14 protein-coding genes are annotated in these 14,932 nt (G+C 67.8%); 6 read left to right on the forward strand and 8 right to left on the reverse strand.

Annotation, left to right across the window (positions count from 1 at the left end; translation table 11 throughout):
* Positions 1-63: 63 nt before the first annotated feature.
* Entirely contained in the window at positions 64-387 is a 324-nt protein-coding gene (locus ABD770_RS01390; protein ID WP_344817697.1) for a WhiB family transcriptional regulator, read from the reverse strand.
* Positions 388-542: 155 nt separating this feature from the next.
* Positions 543-1,685, reverse strand: coding sequence for a mannose-6-phosphate isomerase, class I (manA, locus tag ABD770_RS01395; RefSeq protein ID WP_344817698.1), 1,143 nt, complete (start codon positions 1,683-1,685; stop codon positions 543-545).
* Positions 1,686-1,800: 115 nt separating this feature from the next.
* Between manA and ABD770_RS01400 the strand changes: the two genes are divergently transcribed.
* The 5 genes from ABD770_RS01400 (at position 1,801) to ABD770_RS01420 (ending at position 8,060) form a co-directional block, all read left to right on the forward strand.
* Positions 1,801-3,219 (forward strand): O-antigen ligase family protein, encoded by a 1,419-nt coding sequence (locus ABD770_RS01400; RefSeq protein WP_344817699.1) that lies wholly within the window; start codon positions 1,801-1,803, stop codon positions 3,217-3,219.
* Positions 3,216-4,514, forward strand: coding sequence for an O-antigen ligase family protein (locus ABD770_RS01405; RefSeq protein WP_344817700.1), 1,299 nt, complete (start codon positions 3,216-3,218; stop codon positions 4,512-4,514). Before ABD770_RS01400 ends, ABD770_RS01405 begins: the two co-directional genes overlap by 4 nt.
* A gap of 83 nt (positions 4,515-4,597) precedes the next feature.
* Complete coding sequence (locus ABD770_RS01410; RefSeq protein ID WP_344817701.1) at positions 4,598-6,508, forward strand: glycosyltransferase; 1,911 nt, start codon at positions 4,598-4,600, stop codon at positions 6,506-6,508.
* Positions 6,505-7,461 (forward strand): glycosyltransferase family 2 protein, encoded by a 957-nt coding sequence (locus tag ABD770_RS01415; RefSeq protein ID WP_344817702.1) that lies wholly within the window; start codon positions 6,505-6,507, stop codon positions 7,459-7,461. Before ABD770_RS01410 ends, ABD770_RS01415 begins: the two co-directional genes overlap by 4 nt.
* The gene (locus tag ABD770_RS01420) at positions 7,461-8,060 is read left to right on the forward strand and encodes a hypothetical protein (protein WP_344817703.1); all 600 of its coding nucleotides are present in this window, start codon (positions 7,461-7,463) and stop codon (positions 8,058-8,060) included. The genes ABD770_RS01415 and ABD770_RS01420 overlap by 1 nt, the downstream gene beginning before the upstream one ends.
* A gap of 15 nt (positions 8,061-8,075) precedes the next feature.
* Here the strand turns inward: ABD770_RS01420 and ABD770_RS01425 are convergent, their stop codons facing one another.
* From ABD770_RS01425 to ABD770_RS01450, 6 genes are all read right to left on the reverse strand, one after another.
* Positions 8,076-8,813: an ABC transporter ATP-binding protein gene (locus tag ABD770_RS01425; protein WP_344817704.1), complete on the reverse strand. Its 738-nt coding sequence runs from the start codon at positions 8,811-8,813 to the stop codon at positions 8,076-8,078.
* Complete coding sequence (locus ABD770_RS01430; RefSeq protein ID WP_344817705.1) at positions 8,813-9,604, reverse strand: ABC transporter permease; 792 nt, start codon at positions 9,602-9,604, stop codon at positions 8,813-8,815. The genes ABD770_RS01425 and ABD770_RS01430 overlap by 1 nt, the downstream gene beginning before the upstream one ends.
* Positions 9,605-9,614: 10 nt before the next feature.
* Entirely contained in the window at positions 9,615-10,751 is a 1,137-nt protein-coding gene (gene glf, locus ABD770_RS01435; protein WP_344817706.1) for a UDP-galactopyranose mutase, read from the reverse strand.
* A 55-nt stretch (positions 10,752-10,806) separates the two neighbouring features.
* Entirely contained in the window at positions 10,807-12,102 is a 1,296-nt protein-coding gene (locus tag ABD770_RS01440; RefSeq protein ID WP_344817707.1) for a nucleotide sugar dehydrogenase, read from the reverse strand.
* A 60-nt stretch (positions 12,103-12,162) separates the two neighbouring features.
* Positions 12,163-12,918: an SGNH hydrolase domain-containing protein gene (locus tag ABD770_RS01445; RefSeq protein WP_344817708.1), complete on the reverse strand. Its 756-nt coding sequence runs from the start codon at positions 12,916-12,918 to the stop codon at positions 12,163-12,165.
* A gap of 311 nt (positions 12,919-13,229) precedes the next feature.
* Positions 13,230-13,874, reverse strand: a complete 645-nt coding sequence (locus ABD770_RS01450) for an acyltransferase family protein (protein WP_344817709.1) — start codon at positions 13,872-13,874, stop codon at positions 13,230-13,232.
* Between the two features lie 129 nt (positions 13,875-14,003).
* Here ABD770_RS01450 and ABD770_RS01455 point away from each other — a divergent pair, with 129 nt between their 5' ends.
* Positions 14,004-14,888 carry a glycosyltransferase gene (locus tag ABD770_RS01455; RefSeq protein WP_344817710.1) on the forward strand — a complete coding sequence of 295 codons (885 nt, stop codon included), beginning with the start codon at positions 14,004-14,006 and terminating at the stop codon, positions 14,886-14,888.
* Positions 14,889-14,932 lie beyond the last annotated feature (44 nt).

Consider the following 14,932-nt stretch of genomic DNA (forward strand, 5'->3'; position numbering starts at 1 on the left):
AGCCTATGCAGAGCATCGGTCCGCCTCCGTCACCTCGTCGGCGCGCCGGGAACAGACTCGGCGTCAGCTCGCGCGCCGCTTGAGCTTGCGACGCTCGCGCTCGCTGAGTCCGCCCCAGATGCCGAAGCGCTCGTCGTTGTTCAGCGCGTATTCGAGGCATTCGCTGCGCACCTCGCAGGATGCGCAGATGCGCTTCGCGTCGCGCGTCGAACCGCCCTTCTCGGGGAAGAACGCCTCCGGGTCCGTCTGCGCGCACAGCGCGTCGGCCTGCCAGGCGAGGACTCCGTCGTCCTCCGTCTCGATCTCCGACCTGCGAACTCCGGGAACCCCGAGGTTCACCGGATCGACGAACCAATTCTCGGGAACGTCTGAGCGGTAACCCGTCATCTCGATCTCCCAACCCTGCTTGTGCCCCCCACGGGCCGTCCTTCAGCTAATTACACCTGTGTCATTCGCTCCGGTCAAGTCGCGGATGGTAAACCCTCAAGGATGCGTTGAAGGTTCATTGAGGCTTCTCGGCGTGTCGCATCGGCGTGTCGCGATCACCGTCCGGTTCCGTCCCGACCGGGTTCGGCGATGAACACCTCACCGTGGCCGTGCAGAGTCAGCCGCGTCTCATCAGCCGTCGCGAACACGGCCTCGCCGACGGGGATCGGCAGCCGCCTCGCATCCGCGCCGGACACGGCGACCTCCCCCGCGGTGGCCAGTACGATCGCCGGGCCCGTCACGGTCACCGTCTGATCGCCCGCCGGTTCCAGGCGGCGCAGCGCGAAGTCCGGCACCGGGACGTCGTAGACGGTCGCCGCCCCGCCGCGGCGCTGGACCGGCACCTCTGCCGGACGGGTGTCGACGATCGCCAGCAGCTCGTCGACGTCGATGTGCTTGGAGGTCAGACCACCGCGCAGCACATTGTCGCTGGCTGCCATGATCTCCACGCCCAGACCGGAGACGTACGCATGCAGCAGCCCCGCACGCAGGAAGATCGCCTCCCCGGGGCGCAGCACCACGAAGTTCATCAGCAGAGCCACGACGACGCCCGGATCGGCCGGGTTCCGCCGAGCGATGCCGCGGATCGCGTCCAGCGCGTCGTCGAAGCCCTCGGCATCCGTCGCCGCGAGTCCCGCGACGATGTCCGCCACCGCCGCCCGGGCGCGTCCGGACAGCAGCCAGCCGATCGTGTCGCGCAGCGCCTCCGCTTCCGCATCCGTGCTCGTCCCCGCCCCCAGTCTGCGCCGCAGCTCCGCCACACCCGCAGACTCGGGGAAGGATGCCAGCAGCCGCAGCGTCTGCGAGACCGGACGCAGCCCGCTGAGCGCCTCGAACGTGTCGCTGAGCGCGACGATGAGCTCGGGCTTGTGATTGTCGTCGCGGTAGTTGCGCGCCGGGTCCGCCGGATCCAGCGCCGACTCGCGGGCGTACCCCTCACGCGCCTGCGCCCGGGTGGGATGCACCTGGATCGACAGCGGCGCTCCCGCGGCGAGGAGCTTGAGCAGGTACGGCAGCGAGCCGCCGGTCACCTCGTCGAGGGTGCGGCCGTCGGGGAGCTCCGCGGGGTCGCCCGGGTGATCCCCGAACCACACCTCGGCCTCGGGTGCTCCCGACGGAGTGCGCCCCTGGAGCTCCGCCAGCAGCGTCGTCGAGCCCCAGGCGTAGTCGCGAGGCGCATTCGTGAGAGTCAGCAGCATGACCTCCAGCGTAGATCCCGCACCTGTGCGTGCGCGGAATCGTCCGCCGCGCAGGGGCGTCCGGCACCGGCGTCGAACCCCGGCGCGGACCGTGCAGGGCGGTAGCCTGAACTCGATGGCCGAACACTCCAAGCACCCTGTGGCTGCACCGCCCGCCGCTCCCGCCCGTGAGACGACGGGGCATCTCGCGGTGCGCGGTTACGGAGTGCTGTGCCTGTTCGCCGTGTTCGCCCACACGGCCGTGTACAACCTCGTGGGCCCCGTGGGTGCGGTCATCGTGATGATCGTGCTGACCGCAGGGGCTCTTGCCATCTGGATCCCCGCCGTCGCGCGGCGTCGTCCGACGCGGTTCCCGTGGCGCCGTCTGCCCTGGACCGCCCTCGGGTACGGCGCACTGGCCCTGGTCTCGGTGCTGTGGTCCCGCTGGCCGGGCGCGACGCTGCTGACCTGGCCGCTGCTGGCGGGCGTGACCGTCGTGGCGCTGCTGGTGGGCACCATGCTGAGCTGGCAGGAGATCGTCCGCGCGCTCTCCACCACGCTGAAGCTCATCCTGGGCCTGTCGCTGGCGATCGAGCTGTGGGTGGCCCTCGTGGTGCGGCATCCGATCCTGCCCAACTTCGCCGACATCCCGGACGGCAGGATCGATCCGGTCAGCTACTGGGTGCGCGGCAACCTGTTCGACGGCGGTCGCATCCAGGGAATCGTGGGGAACGCGCACACCCTGGCGATGATGTGCCTGTTCGCACTGATCGTGTTCGGCGTGCTGTTCGCCGCCCGTGTGCGACGCCGCGGACTGCTCGTCGTGTGGGCCGCTCTCGCGGTCTTCCTGCTCGTGCGTGCGGCCTCCACCACCGTCTATCTCGGGGTCGCCGTGCTGCTGGCGGTCCTCGCCGCCGCGCTCGTCGCCCGTGCGGCGGACGGCCCCCGCGCCAGGCGCAGAGCGTACCTGTGCTTCGCCCTCGTCGGTGTCGTCGTCGTCGCGACGGCCGTCCTCCTCCGCGACCGGATCCTCGCGGTGTTCGGGAAGAGCTCGGACCTCACCGGGCGCGTCGAGATCTGGCGGGCGGTGTGGGAGCGCGCGATCACCCGGCCGGTGTTCGGCAACGGCTTCTCCTCCCCCTGGGTGCCGTGGGATCCCGCGTTCGACGGATGGATCCTCGATCACGGCATCACGGTCTTCCACGCCCACGACATGTGGCTGGACGTGTTCCTGCAGCTGGGCGCGACGGGCGTCGTGCTGATGGGCATCGCGTGGCTGGCGCTGACCTGGCGGGCCTGGTTCTTCGCGGTGGACCGGCCGCGTTGGGACCTCGATGCGCGCAGGCCGTACTCCGCCATCTCGCTGCTCCCCCTGCTGATGACCACGGCCCTGCTGTTCGAGGGGATCGCCGAGTCGGCCCCCATCGTGCTGTGGGGCTGGCTGACGCTGATCCTGCTGTCGTTCAAGATGAAGTCCGTGCCGCTGATCGGGATCGGCGTCGGCGAGCGCACACCCGTGATCTCGCACGGACCACGAGCCCGGCCGGTGCCATGACGACGCGGCGGCTCCTGGTCCGGCTGCTGGCGTCGGCGGAGTTCGCACGCGCCTACACGCTGTCAGCGCTCACCGCGATGTTCGCCTCGTTCATGCTCAGTCGGCTGACCTCGCCGGTGACGCTGGTGACGATCCTCGCCCTGCTCGCACTGATCGGGGCGGGGATGCTCATCGCACGGCGTGACGAGCTGTCGCTGCTGCGCTTCGCTCCGACGTCCCTGATCGTGTTCCTCGCCCTGGCCCTGCTGAGCGTGCTCTGGTCGTCGCACCGCCTGCACACGGTCCTGGGCTGGCTGGCTCTGCTGGGTGGCGCGACGATCGCGATCACGATCGGCCACGTGCGCGACACGCTGCAGACGGTGCGCGCCATCGGCGACACGCTGCGCTGGCTGCTGGCCGTGTCGCTCGGTCTGGAGATCATGTCGGGCATCCTCCTGGACATGCCGTTCACCGCCTTCGGCATCGAGGGGAACCTCGCGCTGGGAGGACCGATCCAGGGCGTCTTCGGCACCCGCAACATGCTGGGATTCATCACCGTGGTGGCGCTGATCACGTTCGTGATCGAGTGGCGCACGCAGTCGGTGAGCAGACCGGTGGGCGTGCTGTCGGTCGCGCTGGGCGCGTTCCTCGCACTGCTGTCCGCCTCGCCGACCGTCGTCGTGCTGGCCGCCGCGGTCGGCGTCGGGACCGTCGCGCTCACGATCGTGCGTCACACGCCGCCCGCGCGGCTCGCGAGCGTGCAGTGGGTGCTGGGCGGGCTGGTGGCCGCGGCACTGGTGATCGCGTTCGCGCTGCGGCATCCGATCATCCGGATGCTGGATGCCGGGTCGGACTTCTCCACCCGGGCGGACCTGTGGAACACCATCCTCGACTACGTCGCGGAGAAGGCGGTCACCGGCTACGGATGGTTCGGCACGTGGACAGGCGGCGAGTACCCGTTCATGTACATCAACTTCGATCTCTCCGACCAGCACCGTTCCGCATTGAACGCCTACTTCGACGTGCTGCTGCAGCTGGGCGTGGCGGGCCTCGTGCTCTTCCTCGTCCTCGGAGGGGTCGCCACGGTGCGCTCCTGGCTGGTCGCCAGCGTGCGCCGGTCGGTCGTGTACGCCTGGACACCGCTGCTGCTGATCACCCTCGCGGTGGAGTCGATGTTCGAGAGCTTCACGCTCACCGGGAGCGGATGGATGCTGCTGGTGCTGTGCGCCCTGCGGGCCGGTCAGACCAGGTCGTGGCGGCTGAACATCGGCGACGCGCAGACCGGCACCATCCCGACGCTGGGGGCGCAGCCGTAGCGCGCTCCTGACCCTCTCGACCGGGCGGAGGCGGTCTGCTCCCTCCAGCGATCCCACGGGGACGCCCGGTAGGCTGTTGCTCCGTGACCCATGTGCTGCAGAACGTCGTCTTCCCCCTCGACAGAGACCCCGATCTGCTCCCGCTGTACGCCGATCCCGAGACCTGGTCCGTCATCGACGAGGAGCCGGTGCGCGTCTCCAACCGCGCCCACCTGGGCAACATCCTCGACCGCCATCGCGCGCGGATCGTCTCGGGCCGACGCGTCTCGCTGGGCACGTACTTCAACGCCTTCCCCGCGTCGTACTGGCAGCACTGGACGAGCGTCCGCGACATCCGGCTGACGGTGCGCACCAGCGGCCCCGCGACGATCCTGGTCTACCGCTCCAACGGCAGCGGCATCCGCCAGCGCATCGACACCCGGGAGGTGACCGGCGAGGCCACCACCTCGTTCGATCTCACCCTGACCGAGTACAGCGACGGCGGCTGGATATGGTTCGACATCGTCGCCGACGAGAAGCACGCCGTCCTCGAGGGCGCCGAATGGACCACCGAGCAGTCCCCTGCCCGGGACGGCAAGGCGTCGCTGGGCATCACGACGTACAACAAGCCCGACTACTGCGTCGAGACGCTGCGCGCCCTGGCGGACTCACCGGCCGCCCTGGAGTTCGTCGATCGCATCTTCCTCATCGATCAGGGCACCCGCCAGGTCGTCGATCAGGACGGCTACGACGAGGTCGCATCCCGCCTCGGCGACACGCTGCAGATCATCCGCCAACCGAACCTGGGCGGGTCGGGCGGCTTCGCGCGCGCCATGCACGAGACCTTGAAGCGACCGGACAGCGATTTCGTCCAGCTCCTCGACGACGACGTGCGCCTGGAGCCGGAGTCGCTGCGGCGCTCCATCGTCTTCGCCGGATACGCGACGACGCCCGTGCTCGTCGGCGGTCACATGTTCGACCTGCTGGATCGGCCGAAGCTGCACGGCTGGGCGGAGGTCGTCGACGAGCAGCCGTTCATGTGGCGCAACCTGTTCCAGGAGCGGATGCCGCACGACTTCGGCGTGGCCAATCTGCGGCAGAGCCCCCTGCTGCACATGCGGATGGACGCCGACTACAACGGGTGGTGGATGTGCCTGATCCCGCTGGACGCCATCCGCGAAGTGGGACTGTCGCTGCCGGCGTTCATCAAGTGGGATGATGCCGAGTTCTGTCTGCGCGCCGGGAAGGCCGGGTACTCGACCGTGTCGCTGCCCGGGGTCGCCCTGTGGCACGTGTCCTGGGTGAACAAGGACGACACGCTCGACTGGCAGGCGTACTTCCATGCCCGCAACCGCATCGTGGCGGCGCTGCTGCACTCCACGGCGCCGCGCGGCGGCCGGCTGCTCACGCACAGCCTGCGCGTGGATCTGAAGCACCTGATGATGATGCAGTACTACCCGGTGGCCCTGCGTGCGCGGGCGCTCCGAGACGTGCTGTCCGGGCCGGAGCACATGCGGCGGAATCTCGCGACGGCCATGCCCGCGGCCCGAGCGCTGGCCGAGCAGTTCCCGGAGACCGTCGTCCACCGCGACCCGCATACGGTGCTCCGGTCCCGACGCGGACGTCGGGTGTTCGCGCCGACTCGGCGGAACGCGGCGGATGCCCCCACCGGGATGCGGCTGCGCTGGTTCACGGCCCGCACGCTCGTGGCGCACTTCCTCCGCACCCCGGACCCCGCGAACATCGCACAGCCCGAGGTCGAGTTCGGGAAGGACGACGCGCTGTGGTGGCGCGTCCCGTACGTGGACAGCGCCCTGGTCAGCGCCGCCGACGGCTCGGGGAAGAACGTGTACACCCGCGATCGCGGGAAGTACCGGCGGATGCTGCGGGAGTCGATCGCCCTGCACCGACGGCTGAAGAAGAACTGGTCCACGCTCCAGACCCGGTACCGGCAGGCGCTGCCCGAGCTCGTCTCGGACGAATCATGGGCGAGGATCTTCGAGGAGCAGGCATGAGTCAGGCAGAGTTCGATCCCGCATCGGCGGCGATCGTCATCGTCACCTTCAACCGCTCCCATCTGCTGCGCGGGCTGCTCACCAGCATCCGCGCCATGGATCCGAAGCCGGGACGCGTCGTCATCATCGACAACGCCTCCTCCGACGACACCACGGCGGTCGTCGACTCGTTCCGCGACGATATCGGCACGGAGATCGTCTACCGCAGGCTGGAGACCAACACGGGCGGTTCGGGCGGTTTCAGCGAGGGCATGCGCACCGCGTACGACCTCGGCGCCGAATGGGTGTGGCTGATGGACGACGACGTCGAGGTCCTGCCGGACGGCCTGGCGAGGATGGGGCACTGGTCCCGGCGGTTCAAGAGCATCCAGGGGCGCCGGTACGACTACGACGGCAGCGAGTTCTACTGGCAGTACCGCATCGCCGACCGCATGGGGATCCCGATCCCCTTCGCCCCGTCACGGTTCGATGAGTCGGGATTCAAGGAGATGAACAGCGGGTGCTTCGAGGGCATGTTCATCCATCGCTCGATCGTGCGGCAGATCGGCCTGCCCGACCCGCGCTTCTTCATCTACTGGGATGACCAGGTGTACGGCTGGCTGGCGTCGCGGCTGACCACCGCCGTGATCGTGGACGAGTTCGTGCTGCGCCGCACCCGCGAGATCAAGCAGTGGGACATGGGCATCCGTCACATGAACGCGTCCAGCAACGCGTACCGCTACTACATCATGCGCAACCGCGCCTACATCAAGCACTACTACCGCGTCAACGGGGTGTACAGTCCTGTGCTGTTCGGCCTGGGCACGACGGCGACGTTCTTCAAGGAGCTGATCCGGCTGTTCTTCGTCGAGCGGACTGTGCGCGGCACGAGCAACCTGTTCCGCGGGCTGCGCGACGGCGGCCGGATCGGCCGTGACCGCAGCTGGCGGCCGATGCCGGCATTGGAGGGATGATGAGCGAGCAGCAGCCCGAATACATCTGGGTGCACCCGCCGGAGAGGCCCCGGCGCGGCAGAGTCTGGGTGGTCGTCGGCCTCGTCGTCGCCGCCGTGGTCATCGCCGCGGCGGTGTTCTGGCTGTTCCTGCGGCCTGGTACGGGTGAGGCGGAGCCGGAGCCCACGGCCTCCGCATCGCCGTCGGTCTCCGCGACCCCGACGACGACCAAGACGCCGTCTCCGTCGCCCGACCCGAGCGCGTCGTCCGCTCCCGAGGACCCGGCGACCGAGCCGCCCGCGCCGCAGGACCCGAGCCTCGCGGTGTTCCGCGACAAGGTCTCACCGGTGCTCGGCGACGCCGCGCGAGGTCTGCAGATCGCCGACGGGTCCGACCCTCAGCAGGCCGCCGAGACCATCGGCCTCCTGCAGGAGGACGCCGGCCGCCTCGCCGACACCATCGCTCCCGATTCGATCGCCGCGGACTGGCGTTCCGCGCTGGACGGCTACGTCTCCGCGCTGCAGAAGCTGCGCACGGCCTACGAGCAGGGCGGCTCCGCCGACGGCGAGTCCGCGGCTGCGCGCCGCGCGCTGGACCGGCTGAGCAGCCTCATCGGCTGACGGAGCGGATGGTGATCACTTCGCCCCGTGGTCGGCGTTGTAGCTGTCGAGCACATCCGTGATGGTCGAATCCAGTACGAGCTCGCCTCCGTCCAGGTAGAGCCCCCGCGTGCAGAACCTGCGCAGATCACGTTCGTTGTGGCTGACGAAGAACAGTGTGCGCCCCTCGGTCAGCAGCTCGTCGATACGCGCGTAGCACTTCTCCCGGAAGGCCTTGTCGCCGACGGCCAGCACCTCGTCGACGAGCAGGATCGGCTCCTCCAGCTGCGAGACGACGGAGAAGGCCAGGCGCACCTTCATCCCGTTGGAGAGGTGCTTGTAGGGCGTGTCCTGGAACCCCTCCAGTTCGGCGAAGGCGATCATGTCATCGTATCGCGCCGACACCTCCGCGCGCGGCATGCCGTGCAGACCCGCCGTCAGGCGCACGTTCTCCCGGACGGTGAGGTCCCCCACAAAACCGCCGGTGAGTTCGATGAGCGGTGCGACGCCGCCGTGCACCTCGACGCCGCCCTCGTCCGGCAGGAGGACGCCGGCGACGAGTCGCAGCAGGGTGGACTTTCCCTGCCCGTTCCTGCCGACGACGCCGATGGACTCGCCGGGCATCACGGAGAAGCTCACGTCGCGCAGCGCCCAGAACTCCCCCGGTCTGGAACGGCGGGAGGCTCCTGCGAACAGGTCTTTGAAGCTGCGACGCCCGCGCCTGTTGCGGCGGAAGCGGATGCCGAGCCCCTGCACGTCGATCGCGGCGGTCATCACAGCTCCTTCAGCACGGGTCGTTCGAGGGTGCGGAACACCCAGCTGCCCAATACGAGGACGCCGATGCTCATCAGGGCGCTGATGAGGATCGGGAGGGTCTGCCACAGCTCGGGGAAGAACGTCGCCCGGTAGAGGGTGAAGATGCCCGAGAGGGGGTTGAACGAGAGGATGGTGTGCAGCGGCTCCGGCAGGTCCTTGATGCTGTAGATGACCGGTGAGGCATAGAACAGGGCACGGAGTACGAGGGCCGTGGTGCGCTCGAGGTCGGTGAAGAGCACGCACAGCGGCGCGACCAGCAGCCCGAGGCCGACCAGCAGAGCCGCCTGGAGCAGCACCGCGACGGGGAACCACAGCAGCCCCCAGCCCACGGGCGCGTGGAAGACGATGGCGAACAGGGCGAGCACCGGCAGCGCGAAGAGGAACTCCAGCCCCTTGCTGAGCACCGTGCGGTTGACCCAGATGGAGCGAGGGATGGCCGTGGATCGCACGAGTTTCGCGTCGCGCCGGAACGCGCGAGTGAAGTCGGACACCGAGGTGTTGAACCACACCCACGGCAGCAGCCCGCAGATGAGGAACACGATGTACGGGTCGGCCCCGACGTCCCGCTTGAAGAAGAACGTGAAGACGAACAGGTAGATCACGCTCATCACCAGCGGGTCGAGCACCGACCACAGGTAGCCGAGCCAGCTCGTGGCGTACCGCACCTTCAGATCGCGGGCCGAGAGCAGCCACAGCGAATGCAGGTACCGTCGGGGCGTGCCCGACGGGGCGACGGCGACACGACTCACGGTGATGAGTCTAAGAGAGGTCGTTGCGCCACATGGACAGCGCCGAGCCGATCGCCATATGCATGTCGAGGTACTGGTAGGTGCCCAGCCGTCCGCCGAAATGCACGCCGGTCTCGCCCTTGGCCAATTCCCGGTACGCGAGCAGGCCGGCTCGATCGGCGGGTGTGTTGACCGGGTAGTAGGGCTCGTCATCGCGAGTCGCGAAACGCGAGAACTCCCTCATGATCACGGTGCGCTTCTGCGCGAAGACGTCCTTGCGCTCCGGGTGGAAGTGCTTGAACTCGTGGATGCGCGTGAACGGGACGTCGAGGTCGGGGTAGTTCATGACACTGGTCCCCTGGAAGTCGCTGACGTTCAGCACCTCCTGCTCGAAGTCCAGCGTCCGCCAGGACAGTTCCCCTTCGGCGTAGTCGAAGTACCGGTCGACGGGCCCGGTGTAGACCACCGGAAGCTGCCCGACGGTGGCGCGCTTGTTCAGCGGCTGCGTCTCGTCGAAGTAGTCGACACCGAGCTTCACCTCGATGTTGGGGTGGTCGGCCATCCGTTCCAGCCACGCCGTGTAGCCGTCGGTGGGCAGCCCTTCCCAGGTGTCGCTGAAGTAGCGGTTGTCATACGTGTAGCGCACGGGCAGACGGCTGACGATGTCACCGGACAGCTTGTGCGGGTCGGTCTGCCACTGCTTGGCCGTGTAGTCGCGGAAGAACGCCTCGAACAGCGGCCTGCCGACCAGGGCGATGCCCTTCTCCTCGAAGTTCTGGGCGGACTTGACGTCGAACTCCCCCGCCTGTTCCCTGATGAGCGCGCGCGCTTCATCGGGCGAGTACGCCGCGTGGAAGAACTGGTTGATCGTGCCGAGGTTCACGGGCATCGGGTAGACGACGCCTTTGTGACGGGTGTACACCCTGTGCACGTATCCGGTGAAGGTCGTGAAGCGGTTGACGTACTCCCACACGGTCGGATTGGACGTGTGGAACAGATGCGCTCCATAGCGGTGGACCTCGATTCCCGTGTCCGGATCAGCCTCGCTGTACGCGTTGCCACCGATGTGCGGACGGCGGTCTATGACGGTCACCCTGCGGCCGGCGTCGGCGGCGCGCTCGGCGATGGTGAGGCCGAAGAAACCCGACCCGACGACGAGAAGATCCATGTCTCAATCGTATCGGCGTGAGGCAGGGAGCCCGCTCTTCGCGGATGGAGGGCGCTCAGGAACCGGTGCCGACGACGATTCGCGGCGTGCCGCTCCACAGCGCTCCGTCGGTGATGTTGCGGCCGTCCACGAGGAGCTTCACTCCCGGGATCTGCGCCGGCGTCAGCGCCCGGTAGTCGGCGTGGTCGGTCTGGAGCACGGCCAGCTCGGCGGCTTCGCCGAGCGCGTAGGGCTCGAACCCGTAGCCGCGCAGCTCCTCATCGGTGTACAGCGGGTCGTGCACGACGACCTCCGCGCCGCGCTGCCGGAGAGCGGCGACCGTGGGGAACACTCCGGAGAACGCCGTTTCCTTCACGCCGCCGCGGTACGCGGCCCCCAGCACGACCGCGCGCCGCCCGGTCAGGTCGCCCAGGATGCCCGCTGCCTGCGCGACGAGGCGCTCCGGCATCGACGCGTTGAAGTTGCGGGCGGTGCGCACGATGTCCGCATCCGGGTCGGTCGAGAGGTACAGGCGGGGGTACACGGGGATGCAGTGCCCGCCGACCGCGATGCCGGGACGGTGGATGTGACTGTACGGCTGCGAGTTGCAGGCCTCGATGACCTTGTGCACGTCGATGCCGTGCGAGGCGGCGAACACGGCGAACTGGTTGGCCAATCCGATGTTCACATCGCGGTAGGTGGTCTCGGCGAGCTTCGCCATCTCGGATGCCTCGGTCGTGCCCAGATCCCAGACGCCGTTCGGACGCGGGAGGTCTGCCCGGTCGTCGAACTGCAGCACCGCCTCGTAGAACTCCCGGGCACGACGGGTGCCCTCCTCGGAGAGCGCACCGATGAGCTTCGGGTACTTCCGCAGATCTGCGAAGACGCGCCCGGTGAGCACCCGCTCCGGGGAGTACACGACATGGAAGTCGGTGCCCTCGGTCAGCCCGGATCCCTCCTCCAGCATCGGCTTCCAGCGCGTGCGGGTCGTTCCGACCGGGAGTGTGGTCTCGTAGGAGATGAGCGTGCCGGGAGTGAGGTGCTCCGCCAACGATTTCGTCGCCGCATCCATGTACTGGAAGTCCGGCTCCCAGGTCTCGTCGTCCACGAAGACCGGGGCGACCAGCACCACGGCGTCAGCCCCGGGGATGGCCTCCGCATAATCAGTAGTCGCACGCAGTCGACCACTCGGGATCAGCTGTTCCAGCTTCTCCTGCAGCTCGGCCTCGCCGGGGAAGGGCTCCTGAGCGGCGTTGATCGACTCCACCGTCCTCGGGTTGACGTCGACGCCGACCACATCGTGGCCGGAGGACGCGAACTGGACAGCGAGGGGAAGGCCGATCTTTCCGAGGGCCACGACAGCGATACGCACGATATCGATTCTAGACCGACCCGGCCTACCCCAAGTTCGTTGGCGGCGCCGCAACCGTCATCAGAGACCGGAACGGATCTGTTCGTCGAGCCCGGTGGCGAGATAGCGGACGAACTCCGTGGTGAGGTGGTTCTCATCACGGTAGACGAGCAGGTCGTGCACGATCACCGGACACCGATCCGCCCCGCAGACGTACTTCGTGAAGTCGGCGTACAGACCGCCTTCCCGAGTGACAGCGGCCCCTTCCGCTTCGGTGAGAGCTGGGTCGAGGGCCCGAGAACGTGGACCATCGCATCTCGTCACGTCCATGACGTTGTCCGAGACGAAGGTCGGCGGCGGAGCGGGAAAGCTCGCGGTGTCCGCGATCACGACCCGCATCACGGAGTCGCTAAACCGTGCGCTGCATCCCCGCCGCCCAGGCCTCGATGCGGGCCGTCTCATGCGACGGGAGCTCGTCGTGAACATAGCTGGAGATGACGACCAGCTTCGGCGGATGCGCTTCCAGTTCATCCAGCACGCCCGCTCGCCATCGATCGCAGGACGCACGTTGTTCGACACTGTGACGTCCGCCGCGGGGCAGGAGGACTTCGTGTACGCACGCATCGTCGTGTCGCCGCGCTTCTCTGCGATGTCGGAGATCGCAGGAAACCACTGCGCCGCATGGGAGTCTCCGAACACCGCGATCGCACCGGAGCCCGCCCCGTAGCGACAGTCCTGGACCTGCTCCTGCGCGGTGTCGAGATGGCAGTCGTCCGGATAGAGCACGGGAACGTCCGCGGCGACGTCCGCGAGCGGCGGCCGAAGGTTTCCCGGCACGAAGGTCGTCTCCTGCGGCGGCGCCTCGGGGTACGCCGGAGCCGCCGCGACCGCCTCACCGGATCCGACGACGCGGACCGCATCTCAGGGCACCTGCGAAGACGCCCACGAGAACCACCGTGACGATCAGTGTCGCGATCAGCGTCCATCGCGGCCGCCACTCGGTCAGCGCTTTCGGTGCGCATAGCGGCGTCTCGACGAATCGGTAACGCAGCCATGCCAAGGGGCCGGCCAGGAAGGATCACGCCGACGATCGCCCCGCCATGAGCTGCCACGCACGTGTCGGCAGGCCGAAGAAGGCGGACGGCTGGTCACTCTGCGTGATGACGATTCCCGCGATGAGGCTCACAGCGGCCAACATCACGATCACTAAGCTCATCCACCCTATGGCGACGCCGGAGCAGCAGGTGCAGGGCGAACAGGATCAGCAGCCAGAAGACGTAGAACCGCTCCTCGACTCCGAGCGACCAGTAGTGTTGGTGGGGCGACGGCGAATCATCGGCGAGATAGTCCGTGTTCTGAATCGCGAACCAGACGTTCAAGACGTACAGGATCGTTGCGAGTCCGTCGCGAAGGACCCGCTCGACCGCCAACGGCTGGTAGCACACGATCGAGTCAACGTCGGTGAACACCGCGACCGTCAGCGCGGCAGGCAGGATGCGACGGACTCGTCTGGCGTAGAAGTCAGCGAATCCGCCCCTCCCGGTGTGCTCCATTCGCTCAATCAGGTGCGTCGAGAGCAGGAATCCGGAGATCACGAAGAACACGTCGACGCACACGTACCCGCCGGTGATCACGGGTAGGCCGTCGTGGTAGAGCAGAACCACGCCGACCGCGATCGCTCTGAACCCTGAATGTCTGCGCGGAACTTCGACTTCGATGCTGTCTATGCTCGTGTGATCTGGAGGGTCACGCGGGTTCCTCGACAGCGGCCTGGTTCCTCGACGGCGGCGCACATGGTGTCATCCTAATGACCCGTTGCTGGGTGACCGTCGGGGACCGACCGGGTTCTAGGCGGATGACGCACAGGCCGGATCGGGCAGAATCGACATATGACTTCTCTAGGCGACGCACGAGTCGCGATCGTGAGTCGCATCTTCGCGCCCGAACCTGCCGCTGCCGCGCCGCGGCTCGCCGCTGTCGCGCAAGCCCTCACAGACGCGGGAGCCGAGGTCACTGTTATCACCACGACTGTGCCCGGGATGACGGGAGGGCCGGAGACCGATGATAGCGCGCCGTATGACGTGCGGTGCGTCCCCGCGTTGCGGGACAGGGACGGCTACATCCGTGGCTACGTGAACTACATGAGCTTCGACATTCCCGCCTTCTTCCGGCTCGTGTTCAGCAAGAGATTCGACGCCGTCATCGTCGAGCCGCCGCCCACCACCGGCGTCTTCATCCGAGCAGCGGCGTGGCTGCGCAGAACGCCGTACCTCTTCTACGCTGCCGACGTGTGGTCCGAGGCCGCAGATGTCGCCGGCACACCGAAGGTCATGGTGTCCGTCGTCCGCGCGTTCGAAGATTGGGCGTATCGAGGCGCGGCACGCGTGCTGTCTATGTCCGCGTCGGTCTCGCGTCGCGTGTCCCGGTCGGCCTCCGGGGCACGGGTGGAGACTGTGGGGAACGGTTACGACTCCACCGTCTTCAGACCGGACGGGCCTCGGATCGAGCGTTCTCCGTGTCCGCTCTACGCCGGGACGGCTTCGGAGGTTCACGGAGCCGGCGTCTTCGTCGATGCCATGCCGCTCCTGCTCACGAAGCATCCGGAGGACAAGCTGGTCTTCATCGGGCAGGGAGCCGACTGGAGCGTCGGAGAGGACGTCTCTGACATCGCAGCAGCGATGATCGAGGTATTCTCCGCTCAGGGGTCGTCGGCGCGCCGCTTGGAACTCGCGGAGCGCACCCGCCAGCGCCTCTCGCTTCAGTCCGTCGGAGCGCGAGTCGCCGATGCTGTCGGAGCAGTCATCTGATGAACGCGGATCTGCATCTCGAACACACACCAGAAAGACGAGGC

This window comes from Microbacterium soli (assembly GCF_039539005.1).
Lineage (GTDB): Bacteria > Actinomycetota > Actinomycetes > Actinomycetales > Microbacteriaceae > Microbacterium > Microbacterium soli.